The 23,882-nt window shown below is 54.2% G+C and carries 23 protein-coding genes; 14 read left to right on the top strand and 9 right to left on the bottom strand.

What is annotated here, in order from left to right:
- The first annotated feature begins 52 nt into the window (after positions 1 to 52).
- From H5P30_RS02680 to H5P30_RS02645, 8 genes are all read left to right on the top strand, one after another.
- On the top strand, positions 53 to 1,009 hold the full coding sequence (locus H5P30_RS02680; RefSeq protein ID WP_185691419.1) for a transposase: 957 nt from the start codon (positions 53 to 55) through the stop codon (positions 1,007 to 1,009).
- 11 nt (positions 1,010 to 1,020) lie between these two features.
- Positions 1,021 to 1,779: a zinc ribbon domain-containing protein gene (locus H5P30_RS02675; RefSeq protein ID WP_185691418.1), complete on the top strand. Its 759-nt coding sequence runs from the start codon at positions 1,021 to 1,023 to the stop codon at positions 1,777 to 1,779.
- A 141-nt stretch (positions 1,780 to 1,920) separates the two neighbouring features.
- Positions 1,921 to 3,606, top strand: coding sequence for a 2-isopropylmalate synthase (gene leuA, locus H5P30_RS02670; protein ID WP_185691417.1), 1,686 nt, complete (start codon positions 1,921 to 1,923; stop codon positions 3,604 to 3,606).
- Positions 3,607 to 3,769: 163 nt separating this feature from the next.
- Entirely contained in the window at positions 3,770 to 4,465 is a 696-nt protein-coding gene (locus H5P30_RS02665; protein WP_185691416.1) for a hypothetical protein, read from the top strand.
- Positions 4,466 to 4,502: 37 nt separating this feature from the next.
- Complete coding sequence (locus H5P30_RS02660; protein ID WP_185691415.1) at positions 4,503 to 5,276, top strand: RNA polymerase sigma factor; 774 nt, start codon at positions 4,503 to 4,505, stop codon at positions 5,274 to 5,276.
- A gap of 137 nt (positions 5,277 to 5,413) precedes the next feature.
- Entirely contained in the window at positions 5,414 to 6,916 is a 1,503-nt protein-coding gene (locus H5P30_RS02655; RefSeq protein WP_221774262.1) for a phytoene desaturase, read from the top strand.
- 30 nt (positions 6,917 to 6,946) lie between these two features.
- The gene (locus H5P30_RS02650) at positions 6,947 to 7,525 is read left to right on the top strand and encodes an NADPH-dependent FMN reductase (RefSeq protein WP_185691413.1); all 579 of its coding nucleotides are present in this window, start codon (positions 6,947 to 6,949) and stop codon (positions 7,523 to 7,525) included.
- A gap of 69 nt (positions 7,526 to 7,594) precedes the next feature.
- Positions 7,595 to 8,221: an SGNH/GDSL hydrolase family protein gene (locus H5P30_RS02645; RefSeq protein WP_185691412.1), complete on the top strand. Its 627-nt coding sequence runs from the start codon at positions 7,595 to 7,597 to the stop codon at positions 8,219 to 8,221.
- Between the two features lie 87 nt (positions 8,222 to 8,308).
- Here the strand turns inward: H5P30_RS02645 and metF are convergent, their stop codons facing one another.
- The gene (gene metF / locus H5P30_RS02640; RefSeq protein WP_185691411.1) at positions 8,309 to 9,229 is read right to left on the bottom strand and encodes a methylenetetrahydrofolate reductase [NAD(P)H]; all 921 of its coding nucleotides are present in this window, start codon (positions 9,227 to 9,229) and stop codon (positions 8,309 to 8,311) included.
- A 226-nt stretch (positions 9,230 to 9,455) separates the two neighbouring features.
- On the opposite strand from metF, the gene H5P30_RS02635 reads away from it, so the two are divergent.
- Positions 9,456 to 9,764, top strand: a complete 309-nt coding sequence (locus H5P30_RS02635) for a YbaB/EbfC family nucleoid-associated protein (RefSeq protein WP_185691410.1) — start codon at positions 9,456 to 9,458, stop codon at positions 9,762 to 9,764.
- A gap of 42 nt (positions 9,765 to 9,806) precedes the next feature.
- Here H5P30_RS02635 and H5P30_RS02630 read toward each other — a convergent pair whose 3' ends face one another.
- Genes H5P30_RS02630 through pdhA form a run of 4 tightly spaced genes read right to left on the bottom strand, consistent with a single transcriptional unit; the run spans position 9,807 to position 14,369 of the window.
- Positions 9,807 to 10,889 (bottom strand): polyprenyl synthetase family protein, encoded by a 1,083-nt coding sequence (locus tag H5P30_RS02630; protein WP_185691409.1) that lies wholly within the window; start codon positions 10,887 to 10,889, stop codon positions 9,807 to 9,809.
- A gap of 8 nt (positions 10,890 to 10,897) precedes the next feature.
- Entirely contained in the window at positions 10,898 to 12,217 is a 1,320-nt protein-coding gene (locus H5P30_RS02625) for a pyruvate dehydrogenase complex dihydrolipoamide acetyltransferase (RefSeq protein WP_185691408.1), read from the bottom strand.
- A 52-nt stretch (positions 12,218 to 12,269) separates the two neighbouring features.
- Positions 12,270 to 13,253: an alpha-ketoacid dehydrogenase subunit beta gene (locus tag H5P30_RS02620; RefSeq protein WP_185691407.1), complete on the bottom strand. Its 984-nt coding sequence runs from the start codon at positions 13,251 to 13,253 to the stop codon at positions 12,270 to 12,272.
- Positions 13,254 to 13,274: 21 nt separating this feature from the next.
- Positions 13,275 to 14,369 carry a pyruvate dehydrogenase (acetyl-transferring) E1 component subunit alpha gene (pdhA, locus tag H5P30_RS02615; RefSeq protein ID WP_185691406.1) on the bottom strand — a complete coding sequence of 365 codons (1,095 nt, stop codon included), beginning with the start codon at positions 14,367 to 14,369 and terminating at the stop codon, positions 13,275 to 13,277.
- Positions 14,370 to 14,735: 366 nt separating this feature from the next.
- On the opposite strand from pdhA, the gene H5P30_RS02610 reads away from it, so the two are divergent.
- Genes H5P30_RS02610 through H5P30_RS02595 form a run of 4 tightly spaced genes read left to right on the top strand, consistent with a single transcriptional unit; the run spans position 14,736 to position 17,409 of the window.
- On the top strand, positions 14,736 to 15,380 hold the full coding sequence (locus tag H5P30_RS02610; RefSeq protein ID WP_185691405.1) for a phosphatidylserine decarboxylase: 645 nt from the start codon (positions 14,736 to 14,738) through the stop codon (positions 15,378 to 15,380).
- Positions 15,377 to 16,216, top strand: a complete 840-nt coding sequence (pssA, locus tag H5P30_RS02605; protein ID WP_185691404.1) for a CDP-diacylglycerol--serine O-phosphatidyltransferase — start codon at positions 15,377 to 15,379, stop codon at positions 16,214 to 16,216. Before H5P30_RS02610 ends, pssA begins: the two co-directional genes overlap by 4 nt.
- The gene (gene cutA, locus H5P30_RS02600) at positions 16,203 to 16,541 is read left to right on the top strand and encodes a divalent cation tolerance protein CutA (protein ID WP_185691403.1); all 339 of its coding nucleotides are present in this window, start codon (positions 16,203 to 16,205) and stop codon (positions 16,539 to 16,541) included. Before pssA ends, cutA begins: the two co-directional genes overlap by 14 nt.
- Positions 16,528 to 17,409: a mechanosensitive ion channel family protein gene (locus tag H5P30_RS02595; protein ID WP_185691402.1), complete on the top strand. Its 882-nt coding sequence runs from the start codon at positions 16,528 to 16,530 to the stop codon at positions 17,407 to 17,409. Before cutA ends, H5P30_RS02595 begins: the two co-directional genes overlap by 14 nt.
- Here H5P30_RS02595 and corA read toward each other — a convergent pair.
- Positions 17,404 to 18,573 carry a magnesium/cobalt transporter CorA gene (gene corA, locus H5P30_RS02590; RefSeq protein ID WP_185691401.1) on the bottom strand — a complete coding sequence of 390 codons (1,170 nt, stop codon included), beginning with the start codon at positions 18,571 to 18,573 and terminating at the stop codon, positions 17,404 to 17,406. The two genes, H5P30_RS02595 and corA, sit on opposite strands and share 6 nt — an antisense overlap.
- Positions 18,574 to 18,724: 151 nt before the next feature.
- Between corA and H5P30_RS02585 the strand changes: the two genes are divergently transcribed.
- Positions 18,725 to 19,201 (top strand): hypothetical protein, encoded by a 477-nt coding sequence (locus tag H5P30_RS02585; protein ID WP_185691400.1) that lies wholly within the window; start codon positions 18,725 to 18,727, stop codon positions 19,199 to 19,201.
- A 52-nt stretch (positions 19,202 to 19,253) separates the two neighbouring features.
- On the opposite strand, the gene H5P30_RS02580 is transcribed toward H5P30_RS02585, so the two are convergent.
- The 3 genes from H5P30_RS02580 to amaP form a co-directional block, all read right to left on the bottom strand.
- The gene (locus H5P30_RS02580; protein WP_185691399.1) at positions 19,254 to 20,813 is read right to left on the bottom strand and encodes a mechanosensitive ion channel family protein; all 1,560 of its coding nucleotides are present in this window, start codon (positions 20,811 to 20,813) and stop codon (positions 19,254 to 19,256) included.
- Positions 20,814 to 21,153: 340 nt separating this feature from the next.
- A complete protein-coding gene (locus H5P30_RS02575) occupies positions 21,154 to 23,022 on the bottom strand; it encodes a bifunctional lysophospholipid acyltransferase family protein/GNAT family N-acetyltransferase (protein WP_185691398.1) in 1,869 nt (622 codons plus the stop codon).
- Between the two features lie 81 nt (positions 23,023 to 23,103).
- Positions 23,104 to 23,874: an alkaline shock response membrane anchor protein AmaP gene (gene amaP / locus H5P30_RS02570; RefSeq protein ID WP_185691397.1), complete on the bottom strand. Its 771-nt coding sequence runs from the start codon at positions 23,872 to 23,874 to the stop codon at positions 23,104 to 23,106.
- Between the last annotated feature and the right edge of the window lie 8 nt (positions 23,875 to 23,882).

Raw genomic sequence — 23,882 nt, 5'->3', positions numbered from 1 at the left:
AACTGTTCTAAAAGTATTTGACTAACCTAGATTGGTGGTTGAATTTAGCCCTATGGGCAGACGCAGACTCAAGGAATCGAATCAATTGTCATATCACCATCTGATGAGCCGGACAGTGAATGGAGAGGCTCTCTTTGGGGATCGGGAGAGGGAGGTGTTGCGGAAGATGATCTGGCAGGTAGCTGAGTTTTCCGGGGTTCGGGTGGTTACTTATGCGGTGATGAAGAACCATTTCCATATTTTGGTGGAGGTGCCACCGGCGGGGACTGAGGTTTCGGATGCTGAGTTGGTTCGTCGGTATCGGAAGCTTTATCCTAAGCCTACTCCCTGGAATCCAATGCCTGCCGAAGTTTTAGAGGGGCATCTGAAGGATAACTTTCTTGATGGGAGGGAGTTGCGCAAGGAGCTTACTCGGCGGATGCATGATGTTTCGGAGTTTATGCGGACTTTGAAGCTTCGGTATACACTTTGGTTTAACCGTTCTAGGGATCGGTTTGGGCCGCTTTGGTCGGCTCGATTTAAGAGTGTTTTGGTCGAAGGGGATCGTTGGGCTCTGCGGACCGTGGCGGCCTATATTGACCTGAATGCAGTTCGGGCGGGGTTGGTTTCGGATCCTAAGGATTATCGGTTTTGTGGGTATGCTGAGGCTCTTGGGGGTGGGCGACTGGCTCGAGCCGGGCTCTCTGCTGTGGATAAGGATCTGGCTGGGTATCGGCAGACTTTGTATGGGGCTGGCGATGGAGAGAAAGAGGGGAAAGCATCTATTTCCCACGAAGAAGCGGTTCGGGTTTTGCAGGAGGAGAAGGGGAAGTTGCCTCTTTCGGTGGTTTTGCGGTGCCGGGTGAGGTATTTTTCGGACGGGATGGTGCTGGGATCAGAGGACTTTGTGAACAAGTTCCTAGAACACGAAACGGAAGGGAAGCGGACGCGAAGACCTCACCCATTGCGGGGGAGCGACTGGAAGGGGCTCGCCGTGGGGACTGGATTACGCCAAAGACTCTTTGAATAAAAAAATGAAACTTGGGGAATTCCGTTCTGGCAGATTTTGTTCTGGTGCGGGATGATTCTTCCCGCATGCCGAGTAATCAGATGATCCCTCTCCTCGCGTTGCAGTCGCGTGATCTTGATCTTCGCAAGGCTGTTCTCAGCCTTCAGTCATTCCCACAGGAGCGTGCTCGGGTGGAGAAGGAGATGGCTGAGGAGCAGCAACAGCTCGAGGCGGCTCGGAATCAGGTCCGGGAGTCGGAGGTGCTTCGCGAGCGGATGGAGTCAGACGCTGAGGCGGCACAAGAGAAGATCGTCAAGCTGAAGAACCAACAGTTGGAGGTTCGTAAGAATGAGGAGTACCAAGCGCTCAATCACGAGATCGATTCGCTGAAAGCCAAGATCGACGAAATCGAAGAGAAGGAAATTCTACTTCTCGACCAAATCGAAGAGGAGAAGGCGGCTTTTGCAAAGAATGAAGCGGAAGTGGATAAGCTGATGGAGGGGCACCGGAAAACTCTAGCGCGGATCGATGCCGATGAGGTGAGATTTCGCGATCAACTTTCTGGGATGGAGGAAGATATTCAGAGTCGGCGCAGTGAGGTGGATGCCGGGCTTCTCGCCCAGTATGATGCTCTCTGGAAGCAGATCAAGCGTCCTCCGGTAGTGGTGCCTCTTGCGGACCACACTTGTGGCGGGTGTCATTTGCGAGTGAGCAATGATGTCGATGCCGCGGTCCAGGCATTTAAGGTGGTCACCTGTGATTCCTGCGGTCGCATGCTGTATCTCGAGTGAGTGAAATCTCTGTGGTCGGTTGGATTGATTCTTCTAACCTGACCGAGAGCGGTCCCTGAAAATGAGAGAATGCTCCGTTTTTCGGGTGTTGATTGTAGTCTTGAACCCTGCCCGGTTCTCGTCCATTTTGTTCGGTTTTCCATGTTAAAAGAACCGCACAAGAAGTATCGCCCGTTCGAGGCGATTGACTTGCCAGACCGGCAGTGGCCGGATCGGAGGATCGAACATGCCCCGATCTGGTGCTCCGTGGACTTGCGCGATGGGAATCAGGCACTCGCGATTCCCATGAGCGTGACCGAAAAGCTTAGGATGTTCGAACTTCTTGTGGAGATTGGTTTCAAAGAGATTGAAGTTGGTTTTCCAGCGGCCTCTCAGGTGGAATACGATTTCATGCGGAAGTTGATCGATGAGGATCGCATCCCCGACGATGTGACCATTCAAGTTTTGGTCCAAGCGCGGGATCACCTGATCGATAAGACCTTTGAATCCTTGCGGGGAGTGAATCGGGCGGTCCTGCACTTGTATAATTCCGTCTCTCCTTCCCAGCGCCGGATTACTTTTAATCTCTCGAAGGAAGAGGTGAAAGCCATTGCGATTAACGGAGCTAAACGGGTCAGTGGTTGGCTGCCCAGAATGCAGGGTTCGGATATCCGGGTTCAGTATTCGCCGGAGAGTTTCTCCAGCACCGAGATGGACTACGCTTTGGAGGTTTGTGAGGCGGTTTGTGATGTGATTCAGCCGACCCCTGAACGGAAGATGATTTTGAATCTCCCGGGGACAGTCGAAGTGGCCACTCCGAATATCCATGCCGACCAAATTGAATGGTTTTGCCGGAATATTTCCCGCCGTGATTCCGTGATCATCAGCTTGCACACCCACAACGACCGGGGAACCGGGGTTGCGGCGACGGAGCTGGGGCTGATGGCTGGTGCGGAACGTGTTGAAGGCACGCTTTTTGGAAACGGGGAGCGTACCGGAAACCTCGACATCGTGACCGTTGCTTTGAATCTCTATTCGCAGGGCGTGGTTCCGCAATTGAATTTAGAGGATCTCGATCGCATTCGGGAGGTCTATGAAGCCAATACCCGGATGGAGGTTCATCCTCGTCATCCCTACGGAGGTGACTTGGTGTTCACCGCTTTTTCCGGCTCGCACCAAGATGCCATCAAGAAAGGTTTCGACCTGCGGGACAAATCGGAAAACCCGGATGAAATGATTTGGGACGTTCCTTACCTCACCATCGATCCGCACGATATCGGGCGGAATTACGAGGCGATCATTCGGATCAACAGCCAAAGCGGGAAGGGGGGCGTGGCCCACGTGCTCTCCCGTGATTTTGGTTTCAAGTTGCCGAAGCCCATGCAGCCAGAGGTGGGCGCGCGGGTGAACCATATTGCCGACTCGCGAGGCGTGGAGTTAGCCGGGCAGGACATTTACGACATCTTCCGCGAGGAATTTGTCAACGTCGAGTCGCCTCTTCGTCTGGTCTCGCACGAAATTACTCGTTCGGGGGCGGAGAAGAGCCGCTACCAGTATGTCGGCGTCGTCAGTGAGGATGGTCAGGAAGTCTCCCTCAAAGGAGAGGGAAATGGGCCGATCAACGCCTTTGTTCACGCAATGGAGAATCAGGGGTGGAAAGATTTCCGCCTTCAGGATTACGAACAGCACGCAATTGGGCACGGTTCGGCGACCTCTTCTGCCGCCTATATCGTCCTTGAGCGGCAAGACGGACAGCGGTTTTATGGCTGCGGACTCGATACAAATATCGAAGAAGCGGGTCTTCTGGCTTTGCTGAGTGCGGTAAATCGCGCTCGGAAAGCAGTTTAGACGAAAACTCACAATCGTCTAAATTCTATTGCATGGACCCATGGTCTGAATATCTTGTTGTGGTAATGAGTTTGATCTCTGGCAACCGGCCGGTCTTGGCCTTTTGCGATTCTTCCGGCCTCTTTATTGGGGCCATCTCCACACAAACAAGGGAGGGAGTCGAATGAACGACGATTTTTCGGATTTCTACGACGATAATGACTGGGAAGACGTCCCGGAGCCCGTGTGGAAGGAGTTTGACTGGCAGCGTTATCTGAACGAATCGGACGGTGAAATCGAACGTTTCGTGCAGCTGTATGTGGGCGCGAAACCGAGTTATGACCGTCTGGATCAGGTTGCCCGGCATATGGGTTGGGACAGCGGAGATTGGTCAATCGAGGACTCCTCTTTCGCAGCGGAATCCCAACCGGATATTCCCGAATCAGAGAAGCGGGGTTCGTCCGACTTTGATCCCTTTACCGTTCACCAGCACCCAGTATTCTTGGCGACCCGGGGTCTGTATCTGATCATCCGCCGGGAGTGGGAGTCACTCTTGAATGCGGGCTTGGCTCCGACGGACCCGCAAATTTCCTGGATGCTCGGGCGCACTCTTCACGAGGGTGAATTGGCCGCGATTCTCGCGACCCAAGCCGTCGAGATGGGGGATGTAGAGTTGGCTGTTTGCCACTTCAAAGCCATGCTTTGCGAAATCAATCGCTCTCTTTCCATTCTTCCTGAGCCCGAGGGAGGGCGCTCGCGCAAAGTTCGCGCGATCGACCGGATCCTTCGAGGGGCTCTTTTTGATCTTCGTGAAATCGCCCTCCGGGTGATTTACGAGTGCCGGGATGAGGCACGCCGACGCCCAACTGATCGGGAGTAGGCAGCTCTTGTTCTGAACTCCAAACCATCTATTGCTGATGAATTCTGATATACGCAGATCGTACACCCGCGCCCGTTCCGGCTCTGAGGAAGATTACCTAGCGGTGATCAAGCGCTACGAGGCGCTGGTCTTTGGGTATTTCCGAGTTTCGGCTCCGCTCCAAGTCACGGAAGCGATGAATGCGACGCAACAAGTGTTCTTCCGCCTTTGGGAAGACCTGGGATCGTATTCGAAGATCGGAGAATTTGAAGCCGCCTTGGTGGAAACCTTGGTCTCTCGAGACCTCGGTGCAGGGTTGCTCTCGCCGGATCCGCGAATTGCGGCGCTGGGGCAATTGTCCGCACAGGATCGAGTGATCGCCCTTGCCGTTGAGATTGGCAACTGGTCGGTGGAATCGGCGGCGAAAGCTTTTGGCGTTTCCCGGTCAGTAATGGCCCGCGATCTTCTTCGTATCCGTTGCGATTTGATCGGTCTCCATTTCATCAACCTAACGGAAGATGAGAAAAAGGTGCTTCGTGAAGTCAGCACGCATCTCTGCCGAGACCTTTCGAAGAAACAGCGCCAGAAAATGGCGGAGGCCACTTGTCGTTCGCCGGAGTTGAGGGATTTCAAAGCACGTTGTTTGGAAAAGCGTTGCGAGATGGTTGAACTCTGGCTCGATTTCCGCCTGACGCCAGAGGAGCAGGCTTGGCTTCTCGAAGGGATTCTCGATCTCATCCGCCGCGAGCGGGAAAAGAAGGCCGCTCTCCGTTCGCATGGATTGCGCTGGATGCTTCCACTGCGACGCCGGAAAAAAGCCCTGCTGAATTAATTAGTTTGCGGCGAAGAACGGGTAGCCTGCCGGGAGTCACAGGGAACCTGTTAGCCAATGTTGTTTTTCGCATTAGAACGGAGCTTATTTTCCAACCGTGAGTTGAAAGGTTCCGTTTCCTAGGCTACCTCAAGATGATGGGAGAGTCGCCAGGTTCGGGAAAAGCAATCGTTATCGGTAGTGGTTTTGGGGGATTGGCTGCGGCCATCCGGACACAGGCGAAAGGGTATGACGTGACCCTCCTGGAGATGCGGGATAAGCCCGGTGGGCGAGCCTATGTTTACGAGGATCAAGGGTTTACCTATGATGCTGGACCCACCATCGTCACCGTTCCCTTTGTTTTGGATGAATTGGCCGAGGTCGCGGGGAAATCGATCCAGGACTATGTGACCCTCGTCCCCTGCGACCCTTTTTATCGGATCTATTTTGCGGATGGAGGGGTCTTTGACTACCGGGGGGAACAGGAGAAGCTGGAAGCGGAGATTGCGAAGTTCTCTCCGGAGGACGTAGAAGGCTACCGTCGGTTTCGGGATTACAGCGCGAAAGTCTTTGATCGGGCCTTCACGGATCTCGCTGACCATTCCTTTGATCGTTTTTCCGAAATGATTAAAGTGGCCCCGGATCTGATACGGCTCAGGGCTGATCAATCGGTCTTCAAAAGGGTCTCTTCCTTTATCCGGCATCCTCAGTTGCGGCAGGTATTTTCCTTCGAGCCGCTCTTAATTGGTGGGAATCCGCTGCGTTCCAGTGCGATCTATTCGATGATCCACTACCTGGAAAAGACCTGGGGGGTTCATTTCGCCATGGGAGGAACGGGCGCTCTTGTGCAGGGGTTGGTGCGACTGTTCGAGGACATCGGAGGGAAGGTCGAGCTCAATGCCAGAGTGGATGAGATTCTGGTTGAGTCTGGTAAGGCAACAGGAGTCCGCTTGGAAGACGACCGTGAATTCTCTGCCGAGGTCGTCATTTCGAATGGTGATGTCGCCAACACCTATCGAAAGTTGATTCATCCTCGGCATCGCCGGAAGTGGACGGATCGCAAGCTCGAGAAAATGAACTACGCGATGTCCCTCTTCGTCATCTACTTTGGAACGGATCGGACCTATGAACATCTGCCGCACCATTCGATCGTTCTGGGGCCGCGGTATGAGGGGCTTCTCGAAGATATTTTTGATCGGAAGATCGTGGCCGAAGATTTTTCGCTCTACCTTCACGCCCCGACGAGAACGGATGCCTCTTTAGCCCCTCCGGGGTGTGAGTGTTTTTACGTTTTGAGTCCGGTCCCGAATTTGCGAGGGGGTCAGGATTGGGATGATATTAAGGAAGAATATGCTGATCGGATTCTGGCTTCTTTGGAAAAAGACCATTTGGTCCCTGATCTCCGAAAGCACCTGAAATCGCGCTTAATATTCACTCCCAAGGACTTCGAGACGGAACTGGATGCTTACACTGGCTCGGCATTTCAATTTGAGCCAACGCTGACTCAGAGTGCCTGGTTCCGACCCCACAATAAGAGCGAGGATGTGGAGAGCCTCTATTTTGTGGGGGCTGGAACCCATCCAGGTGCCGGTCTACCAGGGGTGATCAGCAGTGCTAAAGTTCTCGATCAATTTATTCATCCGATTGAGGCCCAACGTTGAAAGTTGGGCGGATTTGGGATTAATTGATGTATGGATAATACACCACGTATTCTGGTTTTCGCGGGGAGTGCGCGAAAAGAGTCTCTAAACCGGAAACTGGCTGCGGCAGCCCACCAAATGATTCAAGATGCGGGAGGAGTCTCGACGCTTTTGGATGCGGCGGAGGTGAGTTTGCCGCTCTACAATCAGGACCTCGAGGAAAATGGATTGCCCGAGGAGGCTCTGAGATTGAAGAAAATCTTCGCCGAGCACGACGCGCTTCTCATTGCCAGTCCGGAGTATAACTCCTCGATCACTCCATTCCTGAAGAACCTGATCGATTGGGTTTCGCGGCCAACCGAAGGAGAGGAGATGACGGCGCAGTTTCGCGGTAAAGTTGCGGGATTGGTCTCGGCCTCTCCCAGTGGTCTCGGTGGGATGCGAGCGCTGGTCCACGTTCGCGATATTCTCGGGAATATAGGAGTTCTGGTCATTCCCGAGCAGAAAGCTATTCCGAATGCCTTCGATGTGTTTGACGAAGAGGGCAAAATTCAGGACGAGAACGTCGTCAAAGGGGTCCGAACCGTAGTCGAGAGTCTGGTCGCTTCGACTCAGAAGCTGAAAGGCTAATTCTCGATTCTAGTATAAGCCTAGTCTTTTTCCGCTGGTAATCGAGGCGGGAAAGTATTTGATGAAGGGATGGTTTTTGAAACAGGAGACACTCTTCTTTTTATCGGAGATTCGATTACGGATTGCGGCCAAGCCCGCCCAGTAGGCGAACGAGAGGGTTTGGGAGCGGGGTATGTATCCCTCGTGAATTCTGCTCTGGGAGCTCGCTTTCCGGAGACCGTAGTTTCGGTCTTGAACGCCGGGATCAGCGGGAACCGGGTCACCGATCTTGAGGCGAGGTGGAAGTCGGATGTCACCGACCTCAAGCCGGACTGGGTTTCGATCATGATTGGGATCAATGATGTCTGGCGCCAGTTTGACCGGGAGGAGCTTGAGGATCAGGTGGGTCCGGAGCAATTTCAGTCGATTTTGGCGAAGTTGGTCGAGGAGACTGCAAAGGAGGTCAAAGGGATCTTCCTGATGACTCCTTTCTTCCTCGAGACACACCTGCAGGATCCGATGAGGGCGAAGATGGATCAGTATGGTGCGATCGTTCGAGAGATTGCCGAGAAGTCCGGAGCGCGCTTTGTGGATACCCAGGCGGCTTTCGATAAGTATCTGGCAAAAAGACCGACGCAGAGTCTTTGCGGCGATCGCGTGCATCCGAATCTAGTCGGACACCAGATTCTCGCGGACGCCTTTCTTGCGGCAATCTAAGCTCCTTGGGGCCGGTTCGATTCGGCACGCCAATCCTTCCGGATTTGCGAAAACCAACAACACCGGACCTCTGCCGAGATCGCTGGACTAGAGGACGGAGCTGTCGTCGCGAGGAATTGACCGGAAGTCAGCGCCCAGCTCTTGGTCGAGGCGGCGCATCAACTCCAACGCTGGTTTTGATCGGTTGAGAATGTAGAGGTGGAAGCCCGGCGCACCAGCTTGCAAGAGTTCGATGACCTGATTTTTCGCCCAGTTGATGCCGACCTCAGCTTCTGCTTCAGAATCTCCGGCCGCTTCCTCGAGCTGGGAGGCGAGTGCGGGAGGGATCCTCGAGCCGCACATGTCGCAGAAGCGGGATACTTGCTTCCACGAAACGGCAGTGAGAATTCCGGGAAGAATGGGGACAGTGATGCCGGCCGCCCGGCATCTTTCGACAAAGCGAAAGTAATCCTGATTCTCGAAAAAGAGCTGGGTCGTGATGAAGTCTCCCCCGGCTGAGACCTTGCTGACCAGATGCCGCAGATCTTCGTCTGCGTTCGGGGATTCAGGATGCTTCTCGGGGTATCCCGCGACTCCGGTAGCAAAGGAGGGATGGGTTTCGCGGATAAATTGAACTAGATCGGAGGCATAACGGAGTCCATCCGGGTGTGGCTTGAACTCGGTGAGCCCTTGGGGCGGGTCTCCCCGGAGAGCCATGATCCCCTGAAATCCTGATTCCTCGAAATCGTCCAAAATAGACCGCATTTCGTCTCGAGAGTGACCTACGCAAGTGAGGTGAGGGAGCACCTCGTAGCCGAAATTTTCCCTCAACTGCAGACCAAACCCGATCGAACGATCCCGGCTGCTGCCGCCGGCACCATAGGTCATCGACACAAAATCGGGACGATAAGCCTTGAGTCGCTCGGCTGTCAGATGGAACTGTTTTTCGGTCTCCTGATTCTTTGGAGGGAAAAACTCTACGGAGCATACCGGGCGACCGGAGCTCCAAATTTCGCGGAAAAAATTCATTACCCATCAACAAATCAGGATATGTTGATGTTTCAACAAAAATCGTGGGCGGTTTCGAAGATCTCAGGAGGACAATGGTGAGGTTTATGATCTGTCTTTATCGGATGAAATCGGAGGCCCAACCGTTCCTGTCCTGAGAATAAAAATAGGAGCTCGATAATATGGAACGAGTCTTGGCAATCTGGGGCTTGCTTTCGGGAAATTCATAGCGAATGCTTGGCAACTTATGGCAGGAGTAGGAAAACTTTTGAAGCAGGCGGCCAAAATGCAAAAGCAGATGGAGGCCATGCAGGAAGAACTCGCAGAGAAGGTAATCGAGGTCTCCAGTGGTGGAGGCGCGGTGACCGTTAAGATCAACGGGCAGGGCATCGTTCAGGATGTCGATTTTGACCCCGAGTTCCTCAAGGAAGAAGTCAGTTTTGTGCGCGAAACGCTTCTCGAAGCGATCCAAGAAGCTCAAGAGAAGGCTAAGTCGGAGAGCGACGAAGCGATGTCGTCAATCTCCGGGGGAATGAATTTCCCTGGTTTGATGTAGGCCTGCACCTTTCCTCTCTTTCGGGAGAGGAGTCTGCGACGATTATCCCTTGGGGGCCTCGGAGTGTTTCCGCTGGGTTGAGATAAACTGAGCGAGTTGAGAGAGGCCCACCTTTTGGGCTTCGCTGTAGGGAGAACCCGGGATCCAGTCCCGAGCTTCGTCGAAGCACGCGTCAACCTCTCGATGCATGGTCGCGAGGGTTTGGGTCGAATGGATCAGCTCGTGAAGGCGGGTGAGTGCAGAGCGGTCTTGCTGGCACCGGTTTAGGACGCTGATCAGCTCATCCTGAAGAGGTGGGCGTAGGTCGTCATACAGTCTGCGGAGAAAGAGGGTTTTTACTCCGGTTTGGAAATCGTAGGCAAGGCGCTCGAATTTCTCTAGGGGCAGCGAGGCCTCGTGGAGATCATTCTCCATCTGAAAACCGAGCCCGATGGGTCGGGCAAATTCGGTCAATGCACTCAACTCTTCCGCAGGAATCCCCGCTGCGCGAGCTCCCAGCCAAAGAGGGGCCTCGATCGTGTAGCGTGTGGTTTTCAGAAAATAGACCTCGGAGATATCATCGAGAGTCACTTCGCCGAGTGGTTTGTCGAGAAAGGTGAGCTCGCGAGCTTCGCCAAGACCAGTGTCTTCGGTCACAGTCGCCAAATACTGTTGTAGAGGTCCGATCAGGCCATGATCGATATCGGGACTGCTGAGAAGATTGATGGCGTAGCCGAAGAGGATGTCTCCGAGAACGATGGCTAAATGACCAGCAGTCGAGTGCGGCACATTCAGATCTTTCTCGATGCGGCAGTGAAGGGTGGGCCTATTACGCCGCTGGGGCGAAGCATCGATCACATCATCGTGGATGAGCACGAAGCTGTGGAATACTTCAAGAGCATGAGCCGCAGCAAGGCACTCACGATTGGGAACGTTGCCTCCGGAAAAAACGAAATGGGAGGCCAGCGTCAGGGCGGGCCGCAGGTGCTTTCCTTCGTGAGAAAGCTCTGCGGTGAGATGATCAACCAGAGTGGAATTTCCGGCGCGCTCCTGCAGGCGTTCGCCGAGTTTCGCGTTTTCTGCGGCGGCAAACTCGCGATAGGTCTCGAGGGCGGCCTGCAGGGAGTCGGCGCCGGAAAAAGGCATTTCCGGAATTAGACCAGCATCAATGCGGGTGCCTCGAGGATTTCCTTGAGGGCCGCGAGATACTGGGCGGCGATGGCTCCATCCACGACTCGGTGATCGGCGCTGATGCCGATATTCATCCGTTGTCCGACTACGATCTGACCGTTCTTATCGACGACCGGCTTAGAGACGGTTGATCCGACAGAGAGAATGGCGGCGTTCGGTGGGTTGATGATCCCGAAGAAAGCGTTGATGCCAAACATGCCGAGGTTGGTGACCGTGAAGGTGCTGCCGGACATTTCGTCGGGCTTGAGCTTCTTTTTCTTCGCTTTGATGGCGAGCTCTTTGGCTTCGGCAGAGATCTGGCGAAGAGTCTTCGCATGGGCATCGCGAACGACTGGAGTGACGAGCCCTTCTTCGACCGCAACCGCAAAGGCGAGATGCACTCCACCGTGGCGAATGATCTTTGTTTCGCCCCAGGAAGCGTTTACCGCCGGGACTCGGCGCAAGGCTTCGGCGCTGGCTTTGAGGATCAAGTCATTGACGGAGAACTTCGCACCACCTGCTTCGGGAGCCAGATCGGCAAGCCCTTCGTTGACGCTCTTGCGCAGAGCGATGAGAGGAGCCATGTCGACCTCGATCTCCAAGTAGAAATGGGGGATCGTGGTCTTGGACTCAAGAAGGCGGCGGGCAATCGCCGAGCGCATGCCGGAGAGTTTGACCTCTTCGCCTTCGGGGAAGGATCCACTGGCGGGAGCTCCGAAGGAGGCTGCGGCTGCTGCTGGCGCTTCGGATTGCTGGGCGCTACCCGATTCCATGGCTTTCAGAACGTCGGCCTTCACCACTCGGCCACGGGGGCCACTGCCCTCGACTGCACCGAGTTTAACGCCGTTTTCCTTGGCGATTTTGCGGGCTAGAGGAGAGGCCTTGATGCGCGTGTCGTCGTCGGATTCGTCCGACTCAGGTGCGGATTCCTGGCTTTCTTCCTTTTCTTCTTCAGCGGGAGCCTCGTCCTTTTCGTCGGAGCTTTCATCTTTCGACTCTTCCTCTTTGGACTCGCTCTTGGAGCTGCCTCCGGAGGAGCTTCCTTCCACTTCCGGGGCGTCTTCACCTTTCTCGCCGATGGCGCAGACAGGGGCTCCGACTTCGACCTGATCCCCTTCGGAGACGTAGCACTTCAGGATTACGCCTTCGTCGAAGTTCTCCAGCTCCATCGTAGCTTTGTCCGTCTCGACTTCAGCGAGCTTGTCGCCGTTGGTAACGGTCTCTCCCTCTTTCTTCAACCATTTGACCAGGGTGCCGGTCGTCATGGTATCGCTGAGTTTGGGCATTTCGATGATTTCAGCCATGGGAATTATTCTGTGTTTTCAGGTTTTGGTGGGATGGAGGGCAGTCGCGTAGTTAGGAGACTTGGTCAAGGATCGCACGAGCCGCTTTTTCGACGCGGGCGGCATTGGGCAGCTGTTCCTTTTCCAATGGGTCCGAGTAAATGGCCGGCGCATCGATCGATGTGACTCGCTGAATCGGAGCGTCGAGATAGTCGAAGGCCTCCAGTTGAATCATGTGAGAGATCTGCGAGCTCGTAGCACAGAACGGTTTGTTCTCATCGACGAGGAGGACTCGGTTGGTCTTGCGGACCGATTCGAGCACGGTGTCGATGTCGAGCGGACGAATTGAGCGGAGGTCGACGACTTCCACCTCGATACCGTCTTCGGCGAGGGCCTTAGCCGCTTCGAGGGACGTGATGACCGAACGACCGTGCGAGACGATCGTCAAGTCGGTGCCTTCCCGCTTGATGTCGGCTTTTCCGAGAGGGATTACGTATTCCTCTTCGGGGACTTCCCATTTTTGTCCATAGAGAAGAGTGTTTTCCATGACGTAGACCGGGTCGTTGTCGCGGATAGCGCTCTTCATGAGACCTTTGGCATCGTAGGCGTTTGACGGGCAAACCACCTTCAGACCGGGCGTGTAAGCGATGAAGTTTTCCGGTGTGTGGGAGTGTGTAGCCCCCACATTCGTGCCTCCGTTAGCGGGGCCGCGGATGACGATCGGTACGTTGATCAGTCCTCCGGACATGTAGCGGACCATGGCCGCATTGTTGACGATCTGGTCGAAGGCCACGTAGGAAAAGCTCCAGAACATGAGCTCCATCACCGGGCGCATACCGAGCATGGAGGCACCGATTCCCAGACCGATGAATCCGGCCTCGCTGATCGGGGTGTCGATGATGCGTTTGTCTCCAAATTGGTCATAAAGACCTTCGGTGACCTTGTAGGCTCCGTTGTATTGAGCGACTTCCTCGCCCATTACGACGACTTTGTCGTCTCGCTCCAGTTCCTCAATGAGGGCCTGCTTGACGGCTTCGCGATAAGTTATTTCTGGCATGACGAAAGTGAGAAAAGTGGATTAGGAGTGGAAGAACATGCGGCCTTCGCTCTCGCGCTGGTCCGGATTGTCGGTTTCCCAGTAGACGTTTTCAGTGATGGTTTCGACACCGGGGAATTCGCTCTCGTCGGCGAACTTCGCAGCCGCATTGGCCTCCTCCTTGGCGTTTTTCTCGATTTCCTTCACCTTCTCGTCGTCGATGACTCCCTCTTCGGTCAGGGTTTTGCGGAAGACGTTGATGGGATCCATCGTTTCCTGATATTTCTGGATCTCTTCCTTCGTCCGGTATTTTTCCGAATTCGCGTCGGCCACGGAGTGCCCGCGGTAGCGGTAAGTCTTGAGTTCCAAGAGAACCGGACGGGACTTTTCTTTGGCGTAGCGGACCCAGCGGTCGGTAGTTTCGCGGACCACGTAGACGTGATTGGCGACCACACTCTCCCAAGCCATATCGTAGGCTTCGGCCCGTTTGGCCAAGCTGTCGGTAAATTTACTGGAACGCGCTTCGCTGGTTCCCATCGAGTAACCGTTGTTCTCGATGATGTAGACAATCGGAATATCCCAGAGAGAAGCGAGGTTCAGAGATTCGTGGAAAACGCCTTGGTTGACGGCACCATCTCCGAGGTAGCAGAGAGCGCAACCGTCGATACCTTGATACTTCAGCGCGTAGGCGAGGCCGAGGCCGAGAGGAGTTTGGCCAGCGACAATTCCGTGTCCTCCCCAGTAATTCTTGTCAGGAGCGAAGAAGTGCATCGAACCACCCTTACCGCGCGAGCATCCAGTTGCCTTCCCGTAGAGCTCGGCCATGCACTCGTTCATCGACATTCCGCAAGCAAGAGCGTGACCGTGATCACGATAGGCGGTAATGAAGTGATCGTTCTTGTCCAAAACGGACAGGCTGCCGGTCGCAACAGATTCCTGCCCGATATATAGGTGGAGGAATCCCCCGATTTTACCCTGCTGATATGAGCGGAGAGATCGTTCCTCAAACCGGCGTACGCGAATCATTTCCTCCAAGAGTTTGATCTTCTCCTCGTCTGAGAGAGACGAGTTGATCTTAGCCTTGGCGGCTTTCTCGACTGGACCGGAGGGTGAGCGAGTTGTCTTTTTGGTGGCCATGGAAGTTTTTACGAAATGGCAAAATATCCGTCCGTTCAACACTAATACCGTTTTCCCGCAAATCCCTCGGGCCTGCTATTAGCGCTTCTTCCAAGCGTTTCGCGATCCAGTGAACAAAACTTTCGCAGGGCGGGAACGAAATACCATCATTTCGGTTTCTCCCGTAGATCACTTGTGTATAAGATCTCTGTTCTAAAAAACGTTGACACCGTGGATGAGCAGAGTTGAAGGAGAAAGATGATATACCGATGACATTTGTCTTCGTGATGAAATGCCCGGTTGAAGGTGCCGGGAGCCTAAGCTGACGCTGTTTGGAGCGAACAGGTTTGCATCCTGGGTGCGGGATGGGAACACTTAGAAGAACTTATGCGCTGGCAAACTCTATACGAGGGTCGATGGATATTCGGTCTTCTCTTTCTCTTCACCGTAGTCTCGTTCCTATTTTTCCCTTGGGTCGGACCGCTTTTTATCGGGTTGATCGTTTTCTCCCTCTACTTTTTCCGGGATCCAAAGCGGGAGATTCCGGGGGATCCGCTGGCGATTGTTTCGGCCGCCGATGGAGTGGTGGCTGACATTGTCGAGCAGACGGAGGGTCCTTATGAGGATCTGCCGATTCGGATCGGGGTGTTTCTTTCGGTATTTAATGTCCACGTAAATCGGACACCGATTGAAGGGGAGGTTATTTTTACTGAGGAAAAGAACGGCAAGTATCTTGATGCCCGTCATCCGGATGCCTCTTCGTTGAATGCATTTCGGGCTTGGTTAATTCAAGGTCCGGAACGAAAAGTCGCGGTTCGGCAAATTACCGGGGCAATTGCACGCCGGATTGTTGCCTGGTCCAAGCCGGGCGATTCTCTGAAGAAGGGCGATCGATTCGGAATGATCCGGTTCGGCTCGCGGACGGAGGTTTTCTTGCCAGCAGGCACCCGAGTGCTGGTTTCGAAAGGAGATAAAGTTGAGGGAGGTATTACCGTAATCGCGGAATTTCCGCAAAAGGAGGAACAATCATGAGCAAGAACGAGCCGAAGATCTATCTGCTGCCGAATTTGATGACGGCAGGAAATTTATTCTGCGGTTTCGCAGCCATCCTGAGTATTCTCGAGGGGGCCTTGCAGCAGAAAACGGGTTTTCCTTCCTCAGGGTTTTATCACCGAGCGATTCTTTTCATCCTGGGAGCGTTTCTTTTTGATCTGCTCGACGGCAGGGTCGCTCGACTGGGAGGGTTCGAGAGTCCTTTCGGGCGAGAGTTCGACTCCTTGGCGGATTTAATTTCGTTTGGGATTGCTCCGGCTCTTCTGGTCTTCCAGATCGTGTTGGCAGAGTTCGATCGGGCCGGGTGGATGGTGGCCTTTGTTTATCTGGCCTGTGGAGCGTTGCGTTTGGCGCGCTTCAACTGTGTCGCGGCTGAGGATAAAGGAGCGGCGAGTCGCAGCTTTGAAGGATTTCCGATACCAGCAGCGGCCGGTCTGACCGCGTCGTTGACCTTGATGATGCTTTGGCTTCAGGAGGGTGATGTCCGGATTGGAGCGTGGAAATATGCGCTTCCGGTCTTGATGCTCTTCCTCTCCTTTATGATGTTCAGCCGGGTGAGCTATCCGAGCTTCAAAGCGGTGAACTGGAGGATGGAGCATTCGATGGCCCGTTTTCTCGTGGTGATCGTGGTGATCGTTTTCACTCTGATGAATTGGCAGTGGATGCCGGCGGTCCTCTTCACGGGATACTTGACTTATGGGCTGTTGAAGGGCCGGAGGAAAAAGGATGCCGACGCACCGGAGATCGAATTAGAACCAACCCAAGCCTCATCCGATCCCGAGGAAAACAAGGAGAAGGAGAGTGGCGTCGAGTGATGTTTCTATCGGTTGGACGACGGTTTCCTCTGTCTCGGATGCGGAAGCGCTAGCCGGGCGTCTGCTGGAGGAGAATCTTGCGGCCTGCGTTCAGATGGACCCGGGAGTGAGGTCTGTTTTTCGCTGGAAAGGGGAGATTTGTTCCGAGGAGGAAGTTCGATTGTGGGTGAAAACCACGGAGTCGGGGGCGCACGAAGTGGAATCATTTTTCAAAAATGCTCATCCCTATGAAACTCCGCAGTGGGTTTGGGTAACGGCGACAGGGGCGGCAGGTGACTACGCGAAGTGGGTTTTCGCGGAGGTGAAGCTTTATGGAGAAAATTGACGACTTTCTGTATTTCGCCGCCGTAATCGCGGCGGGGATGGGGGGATGGTTTCTTCTTACGACCATTCTTACTCGGACTGAGCGGAAGAGGGCGGCCCGAATCCAGCGTCTGAAACGGTTCGAACCTCTCCGTTCGGAAGCTCCCCAGAAGAATCATACGGAGGACTCTCGCGATCAGGCGCTTGAGAGCCTCGGTTATCGCTTTTCTATTATCCGAAGAACGCTTCTTTCGGTTTTGGTCCTTGTCTGGTTGGGACTGGCCTCAGCGCCTTTCCTCGACGGGTTTTCGACGGGACTCATTTCGGTGTTCGGTGCGGCTGGTGCGGTTCTTGTCGGGATCGCGGCTCGTCCCTTTCTTGAGAATGTGATCGCCGGCTATGTGGTGACGTTTTCCAAGCAATTTCGCACTGGGGATACCATTCTTCTCGATGAGCAATATGGGACGATTGAGGATATTACCCCGACTCACACGATCATCAAGTTGTGGGATTGGCGCCGATACGTTGTGCCCAATAGCTCCATGTTGACGAAAGAGGTGATCAACTACAGCAATCGGGAGAATTTGATCTGGGCGAAGATTCAGTTCTACGTTTCTTATCAATCCGATATGAAGCTGGTTCGCGAGGTGGCGATTCAGGCTGGTCGCAAGAGCCATTTGCTCGTGGGGGACGATGATCCCAAATTCTGGATCATGGAAATGGAGAAGGAGTCGATTCAGTGCTGGCTGGCGATGTGGACCCATACTCCGGCCGATGCCTGGAATCTCAAAGTTGAGGTAGCGGGCCGGATTATCGAAGAATTGGCGGCACGGGGGATCCGCACTCATTCCTATGAGTTGCATACCTCCCCGGGGGCCCGGACCTCATAGCCACTTTTTTTTGCGGAAATAGATCACCATCGCGATTGCGAAGAGGAACATCCCCGCCATGCAGATCGGGTATCCCCAGTAGTTGTCGAGCAAGGGCATATTCCAAGGACTTGTCTGTGGGTTGAAGTTCATCCCGTAGACTCCGGCCACAAAGGTGAGGGGGACGAAGATCGTTCCAATGACCGTCAGTAGCTGCATGGTTCGGTTGATGCGGTTGTCCTGTCTTGCGGAGTGGAAATCTTGGAGGTCATGGAGCATGCCTCTTGCGTGCTCGACGCGCTCGGCGGCCCGGCGTGCATGATCGAGAAGGTCGCGGAGGTAGATTCCGAGTGAGGAATCCAGGATTTCCGAGGAAAGATCGTGGAGGTCGTGAATGGCGTCGCGCAAAGGAAAGGCGATGCGGTTGAGGCGAAGAACTTGCCTTTTACGACGGTAGATTTCGCCGATGGGAATCGGGTCGTCGGTGGCGCTTTCGCCGAGCATTTGTTCCTCCATGTCGACCACGATTTCTTCGACGGCCTCGGTGAGAATGAGGAGCCGGTCGACGAGGGTGTCGATCAAGGAATAGGCGAGAAAGGAGGCACCCGAGGAGCGAATGCGGCTGTTCGGGATTTGGAGGCGGGCGATGACGGAGCGAAAGAGTTCCTCCTCGTTTTCGGAGAAGGAAACAAGCAGATCTTCCCGGAGAACGATCGAGATCTGCTGGCTTTTCGGGTGGGAAGTTTCTGAATCAATATTGACCGCCTTTCCGGTGAAAAAGAGTTCCTTTTTGTTGATGTCGACACGTGGTCGTGCCCATAGATTCATGACGTCTTCTACGGTGAGAGGATGGAGGTCAAGGAGCTCTCCAAGTTTTTGCAGTTTCTCGACAGCGTGAACGCCACTGACGTGAATCCAGGTCGCCATCCCTTCGCTGTCTTCGAGAAGCTTTTTTGTCTCGAATGGATCGTCGGTGCGGTCTTCCCGCAGCTCGTTTGCAGAGAAACGCCTTACGTCGAAGACCGTATGACATTGTCGATCAAAGGCGCTGTCGATTGTGGGCAGATCTTCTCCGGGTGGCAGGCCCGCCCGCTCTAATCTTTCGTGTAGTTCGGCGCGCGATTTTCCTGCGGAAGGACGATTGTGTGCTTTCTTTTTCCCAGCGATCGATTCTTCTTTCCCCATCTGACTAAGAGTATGGGAAATGCCGAAATCGGCAAGGGGGAGAAGCGTAACAAGTACGTTGCGGGAGCCGTATTTTCCCCGACTCGATATGGCTTTTGTGAAAAGCGTTTTAGGACTGGAATTCCTGAACAGGGACAAGTAGTGATGTCCTATGAAAAATCGGATAACCTCAAAAACACTCTTTTTTATTACGGCCGCGGCGGTTGCGAGCCAGGTGCCTTTGTCGGGTATTGGTGTAGGAATCATGGCGGGGGATCCGACAGGCATCAGCATAAAGAGCTGGATCAATGATAAAACGGCGATTGACGGCGGAGTGGGTTGGTCCTTCTCCGGGGAAGATTCCTTCCAAATGCATGCGGATTACCTTTTCCACAATTTTGAGATCCTTGAGACCGCGACCATGAAGGGTTCGCTTCCGCTCTACTACGGCATCGGAGGGCGTTTTCGCTACGAAGAAGACGATGGAGGAGGTGATTCGGTTTTCGGAGTCCGCGTTCCAATCGGTGTTTCCTACATTTTCCCCGAGAGCCCGATCGACGTTTTCGCCGAAATTGTTCCGATCCTTGACCTCATTCCCGATACGGAAATTGAGCTGAATGCAGCCGTCGGGATTCGGTATTATTTCTAAGCCTCGCGGCTGATGTTTTTTTACGACGGCGTCCCGATTCGGGGCGCCGTTTTTATTGGTGGGTTTCGGATTCTTGCGAATCCTCCGATTCGGGAGGAGTCTTTTTCTCCAGTTCTATGGTCTGGGTCGGGAATGCAAATTCGATGTCGTTTTCCGCGAAGGCACGCAGGATTCGCTGGTTCACGAGGGTACAGTGATCCAGGTAGCTGAACCATCCTCGATCGTTTCGGCGATCGAGCTCTTCTCCCGTTTCGCCAATGAAGTACCAGTAGTAGACTTGTAGATTGAGGTAATAGGAGCCGTATTCGCTGAAAGAAACGTGGGGGGAGGGGTTCTTTGACGGATCGTCCTTGGCCACGAAACGGCCATTTTGGGCAATCTCATCGTCTTCCAGAATTCCCTTTAGCACCTCGATCGCTTTCTCAACTTTGTCAGGGGGTGTGCCGTAGGGAAGGCTTAGATTCATCTCGCGCCGGATGTAGGGGCGCATGGAAAGATTATCAACTTCCTTGGAAATGAACTGCATGTTGGGGACGATTTTCATCTCCCCCGAAAGGATGCGAATCCGGGTCGCCTGCATCCTCACGTCGACCACTTCCCCAATGTCTCCCCGGAATCGGACCCAATCGCCGACCGCGAAAGGCCGGTTGATAAAAATTGAAATAGCGCCAAAGAGATTCTGTGCCGTTTCCTTCCCCGCGAGAGAAATCGCTAGTCCGATGATTCCGATTCCGGTGATGAGCGCACCGATGTGAAAACCGAGGACGTTCTCGAGCAGGAATATGATCAGAATGACGAAGATGAAGGATCGGACGACTCTCTGAATAATCGTGACCGTCATCTCTCCGTATTCCGGATTCTTTGATCCGATCTTCTTGCGGATGAGAGTCGCAACGATGTCGGTGATGCCGAGGAGCAGAAAGACGAGGGCGACGAGAAGAATCGCCCGGACGAAGTCCCAATACAGACCGGAAAGGGCAGGGGACAGCTCGATGAAAGAGCCGCCGATGACAAATATGATGGTTCCGACAATGATCGCAGAGGCGGAGGCTACACTCCGGAACATTGACCCGATCAGAGGGCGTGTCTTTTTCTCGATCCGGTCTCCTAAATGAAGGACTCCTTTCCGTGTCAGTTTTCCGATGAAAAAGGCGGGTGGAATCGAAATAGCCATGACGAGCCAACTCCACCAGGGGGAATTGTTGAGCATGGGGACGAAGACCCTCTCAATGAGCTCGGTTTCACCCGAGTGGTTAAAAACGGGCGGAATGTTGCGTAGTGATTGCAGGAGCGCGGGGGCGTTGACGAGAGTCTCTTCGGAAAACCTCCACCCCGAGTCGGTTTTGCTGAGCTCAATGCGGTGCTCCGGAGCTTCGCTGAGAATCTGCCAGATCCATTCATGATCAACGGCGTAGGGGAAGACCTCGAACGAATCGAGGGATGAGTCGACCAGATTACTCGCGTCAGGGAAGTCCACTTTGTCCAGCGTGCCCAATCGGTCGAATACTCGTTTCAGGGCAATGCTCTCCGGTCCGAGCGGAGGAAATCCTGGCGGGAGGGTCTGCTGAACTCGTTCGGTATTTTCGCTCCCGCCATAGATGAGAGCGTTCATTCCTTCAACGTAGGTGAAAATGGTGGCGCGCGGACTCTCGTTGGAATCCCATTCGGCCAGGTTTCCGGTCGCACCGAAAAGATCACGGACTCTCTGGGAAAGATAGCGCCCGGAAGAATCCAGAAGATCCGTGAATCCCGGTTCTTGTTGCCTTTGCTCGGGAGGATTGGTGGGACTGCTGTTTCCGCCGAGTGCGCTGGAAAGCGATTGTGCAGGAAGAAGAGCCGCCAGGGAAAAGGTGGCTGCGAAAACTGTTAGGAATGTTCGGATAGGGGTAATTTACTGGGCAAATTGCTTGGTGGTCAAACCAGAGTCTGAAGTCTCCGAAGTCGGATTTCTCTTATATTTGCTCGGCGAGCTCCACTTCTTTGCGGTGTTGCCTGTAGAAGCGTTTCGTTTGCTCCTCTCCCCCCATGAAGAAACGGAGGGTTTTCTCATCGGTCTCCAAGAGGTCGACGACCATGAGGCCGTCGAGAACATCGGAGAAATCCGCATCGACGTTGAAGCTCAGGAAACGGGCATTCAACTTTACGTAGTGTCTCAGTAATGTGGGCACTCCCTTTTGGTCGGGCTCGATCTCGGCAATCAGGGCCGAAACGTCGTCGATGTCTTTGACCCCGCGCGCGATCGCGGCTTTTTCCTCTTTGCTGAGAAGACGACTTTTTTCGGGCGGGGTTTTTGCCTTTACCTTTCCGGAGAGCAACGGATCGAAGTTGTTGCCGCGCAGGAAGTGAATGATCAGGTCCTTGGAGATGGTTTCATACTCGCAGTTGATGCTGACCGGGCCGAAAAGGTAGCGATAGCGGGGGTTCGCTGAGATGAAGGCTCCGATCCCCTGCCAGAGTAAAGAGAGGGTCGCAAACTTGCGCTGGTAGGATGGGATGATGAAGGAGCGGCCAAGTTCCATGGCCGGGTCCATGCTTTCAAGGAAAGCGGTGCGGAACCGGAAGAGCGTACTGGTGTAGAAGCCACGTTTTCGCTTCTTCGGGAGGATGGCATCGGTTTGGCCCATCCGGTAGCCGCCGACGATTTCTTGTTCTTCGGCGTTCCAGAGAAAGAGTTGAAGGTAGTCCAGGTCGAAGTGGTCGGTATCGTAGGGCTTTCCGGTGCCCTCGCTGACGTCGCGGAAGGTGAGCTCCCGCAAACGACCAATCTCGAGGAGGATGTTGGGAGCGTCCGAGCCTTTTACGACGTAGACGCGGAATTGCTTGCGCTCGAAAATGAGGCTGCCTTCGGCGAGGCGTTCGATTTCACCCACCAGTTTTTTCTTGGGAACTGGTTCGATCAATGGGTCGTGGTCGGGGTCTACTGGCTTTTGCTTTTGGGGAATCGCCAAGCGAATATTGGGTCGAATACGAAGTGGTCCCCGCGGGCGCCTCTCGGATCCTCCCAGTAGATAGGTGCGCAGCCGCAGAAAATCGAGGAGGTCCTTTTCGTCGGTGAACTTTGCAATCTTGCCAGCCGAAATGGGGGAGCCGATCTTTAGAGAAACTTCGCGCCCGCGTTTATTCGTCAGTTCTCGGGCCAGGAGCAACGTTCTCAGGCGGGGATGGATCGTCCCCATAAGGTTAAAGAAAAAGCTGTTGCCCCCGTAGAAGAAGATGGGGACGACGCAGGCGCCGGATTTTTGGATCAACTTCGCGGAAACGGGATTCCAATCGGAGTCTGTGACCCGCTTCTGCTTGAGGCGGAAGTGGGAGACTTCGCCGGCGGGGAAGGTGGCGAGGAGGTGTCCATCCCGGACCCAGCGCAGCGATTCTTTCACCGAGCGGGCATTGTAGCGGGCAGCTTTTGTCCCGCCGAAAGGATCGATTCCGTAGACGAGGGGCTCCATCTCACTCATTCGCAAGAGAAGATAGTTTGCGAGGAGCTTACTGTCTTTGCGGATGGATTGGAGGAAGTCGCCGAGGATGATCCCGTCCAACCCGCCGAAAGGATGGTTGGAGATGACGAAGACGGGACCGTCGGGAGGGATGCGAGCGGCTTCCTGTTCGCTAAACCGATAGCTGACTCCCAAGCTTCGGAGGGTGTTTTGGAAAAAGGTCTCCGGGGAGCTCCGCCGGCTGCTGTCGTAGAGCTGGTTGACGGCGCGGATGCCGATTAATCGCTCAAGCATTGGCGAGACCAGACCATACCCTTTACGCGCAAGGGGATTCTGGATGCTCTTTTCGAGTTCGATCAGTGATTCGTCGTCCGTGCAGGGCTTCATGCCGAATCGTTTGGGTTTTCGAGGGAAGGAAGGTTGAATCTATGCCGAGACTGGCATTGGCAGGCTTAGAAGATTTAAGATCTAAATTTTCTTCTTATTAAAGAAGGTGGGGCCGTTTTTTTTTGATTCGGGGTGGGGGGCATCCTTTTCCTCGGATTCGCTCTCAGCGTTTTTCTCCGGAGGCGGTGCGGAAGGGTCCGGTTTCACGATCGCGGCCACTTCCTTTTTCTGAGTGGAAGGGTCCGGGACTACTTCTGCATGAGGTTTTGGAGTCGGCTCTTCTTCGGTGTGAGAAACTGCCGGTTGTGGGGATGCTTCCGATGGTTCGGGCGCGGACTCCACCTTTTGAGGTCGATCTTTTTGCGGTTCGGATTTTTCTTTGCGAGCGCTCTCGTTGAGATCGACCTTGGGGCTGGACCCATTGCGGATCCCCGTGACTAGAATCTCAATTTTCCCGACCTTCTGGATTCCCAAATTGTTTTCCAGTGAGTCCTTGAGGTGGGCCTGTAGGAATGAAGCTGTATCCCGTAGATAAGCTTTGCTTTCGAGTCGAATGCGAACCGTGATGCTCAGTTTCCGGCGAACCTTGATTTTGATCGAGGATTTGTACACTTCCGGCATCTGCTCGCATGCAGAACGAACCAGTTCGTGGATGGCATGGCGGGAAATGTCCACCCGGCCCGTTTCCCCTCGGAAGGCGCGGATCCGACGTCCGGGGCGGTACCGAATTATGAGGAGGATGATAAGGAGCGCCAGAGCGGCCCCCACGATAAACTGGAACTCTCTCTGCGCCAGAAACTGGAAGTCGGTGCCCACCAACTCGGTGAACCAGCTTTTGATTTTTTCCTCCATGGCTTATG

It is taken from the genome of Puniceicoccus vermicola, from assembly GCF_014230055.1.
Taxonomy (GTDB): Bacteria; Verrucomicrobiota; Verrucomicrobiia; order Opitutales; family Puniceicoccaceae; genus Puniceicoccus; species Puniceicoccus vermicola.
This window is presented reverse-complemented; position numbering and strand designations above follow the sequence as displayed.

Excerpts from the sequence above, each read along its gene's own strand:
- H5P30_RS02680 (WP_185691419.1), top strand. The coding sequence starts at position 53 with ATGGGCAGACGCAGACTCAAGGAATCGAATCAATTGTCATATCACCAT.
- leuA (WP_185691417.1), top strand. The coding sequence starts at position 1,921 with ATGTTAAAAGAACCGCACAAGAAGTATCGCCCGTTCGAGGCGATTGAC.
- H5P30_RS02665 (WP_185691416.1), top strand. The coding sequence starts at position 3,770 with ATGAACGACGATTTTTCGGATTTCTACGACGATAATGACTGGGAAGAC.
- H5P30_RS02660 (WP_185691415.1), top strand. The coding sequence starts at position 4,503 with ATGAATTCTGATATACGCAGATCGTACACCCGCGCCCGTTCCGGCTCT.
- H5P30_RS02655 (WP_221774262.1), top strand. The coding sequence starts at position 5,414 with ATGGGAGAGTCGCCAGGTTCGGGAAAAGCAATCGTTATCGGTAGTGGT.
- H5P30_RS02650 (WP_185691413.1), top strand. The coding sequence starts at position 6,947 with ATGGATAATACACCACGTATTCTGGTTTTCGCGGGGAGTGCGCGAAAA.
- H5P30_RS02645 (WP_185691412.1), top strand. The coding sequence starts at position 7,595 with ATGGTTTTTGAAACAGGAGACACTCTTCTTTTTATCGGAGATTCGATT.
- metF (WP_185691411.1), bottom strand. The coding sequence starts at position 9,229 with ATGAATTTTTTCCGCGAAATTTGGAGCTCCGGTCGCCCGGTATGCTCC.
- H5P30_RS02635 (WP_185691410.1), top strand. The coding sequence starts at position 9,456 with ATGGCAGGAGTAGGAAAACTTTTGAAGCAGGCGGCCAAAATGCAAAAG.
- H5P30_RS02630 (WP_185691409.1), bottom strand. The coding sequence starts at position 10,889 with ATGCCTTTTTCCGGCGCCGACTCCCTGCAGGCCGCCCTCGAGACCTAT.
- H5P30_RS02625 (WP_185691408.1), bottom strand. The coding sequence starts at position 12,217 with ATGGCTGAAATCATCGAAATGCCCAAACTCAGCGATACCATGACGACC.
- H5P30_RS02620 (WP_185691407.1), bottom strand. The coding sequence starts at position 13,253 with ATGCCAGAAATAACTTATCGCGAAGCCGTCAAGCAGGCCCTCATTGAG.
- pdhA (WP_185691406.1), bottom strand. The coding sequence starts at position 14,369 with ATGGCCACCAAAAAGACAACTCGCTCACCCTCCGGTCCAGTCGAGAAA.
- H5P30_RS02610 (WP_185691405.1), top strand. The coding sequence starts at position 14,736 with ATGCGCTGGCAAACTCTATACGAGGGTCGATGGATATTCGGTCTTCTC.
- pssA (WP_185691404.1), top strand. The coding sequence starts at position 15,377 with ATGAGCAAGAACGAGCCGAAGATCTATCTGCTGCCGAATTTGATGACG.
- H5P30_RS02595 (WP_185691402.1), top strand. The coding sequence starts at position 16,528 with ATGGAGAAAATTGACGACTTTCTGTATTTCGCCGCCGTAATCGCGGCG.
- corA (WP_185691401.1), bottom strand. The coding sequence starts at position 18,573 with ATGGGGAAAGAAGAATCGATCGCTGGGAAAAAGAAAGCACACAATCGT.
- H5P30_RS02585 (WP_185691400.1), top strand. The coding sequence starts at position 18,725 with ATGAAAAATCGGATAACCTCAAAAACACTCTTTTTTATTACGGCCGCG.
- H5P30_RS02580 (WP_185691399.1), bottom strand. The coding sequence starts at position 20,813 with ATGAACGCTCTCATCTATGGCGGGAGCGAAAATACCGAACGAGTTCAG.
- H5P30_RS02575 (WP_185691398.1), bottom strand. The coding sequence starts at position 23,022 with ATGAAGCCCTGCACGGACGACGAATCACTGATCGAACTCGAAAAGAGC.
- amaP (WP_185691397.1), bottom strand. The coding sequence starts at position 23,874 with ATGGAGGAAAAAATCAAAAGCTGGTTCACCGAGTTGGTGGGCACCGAC.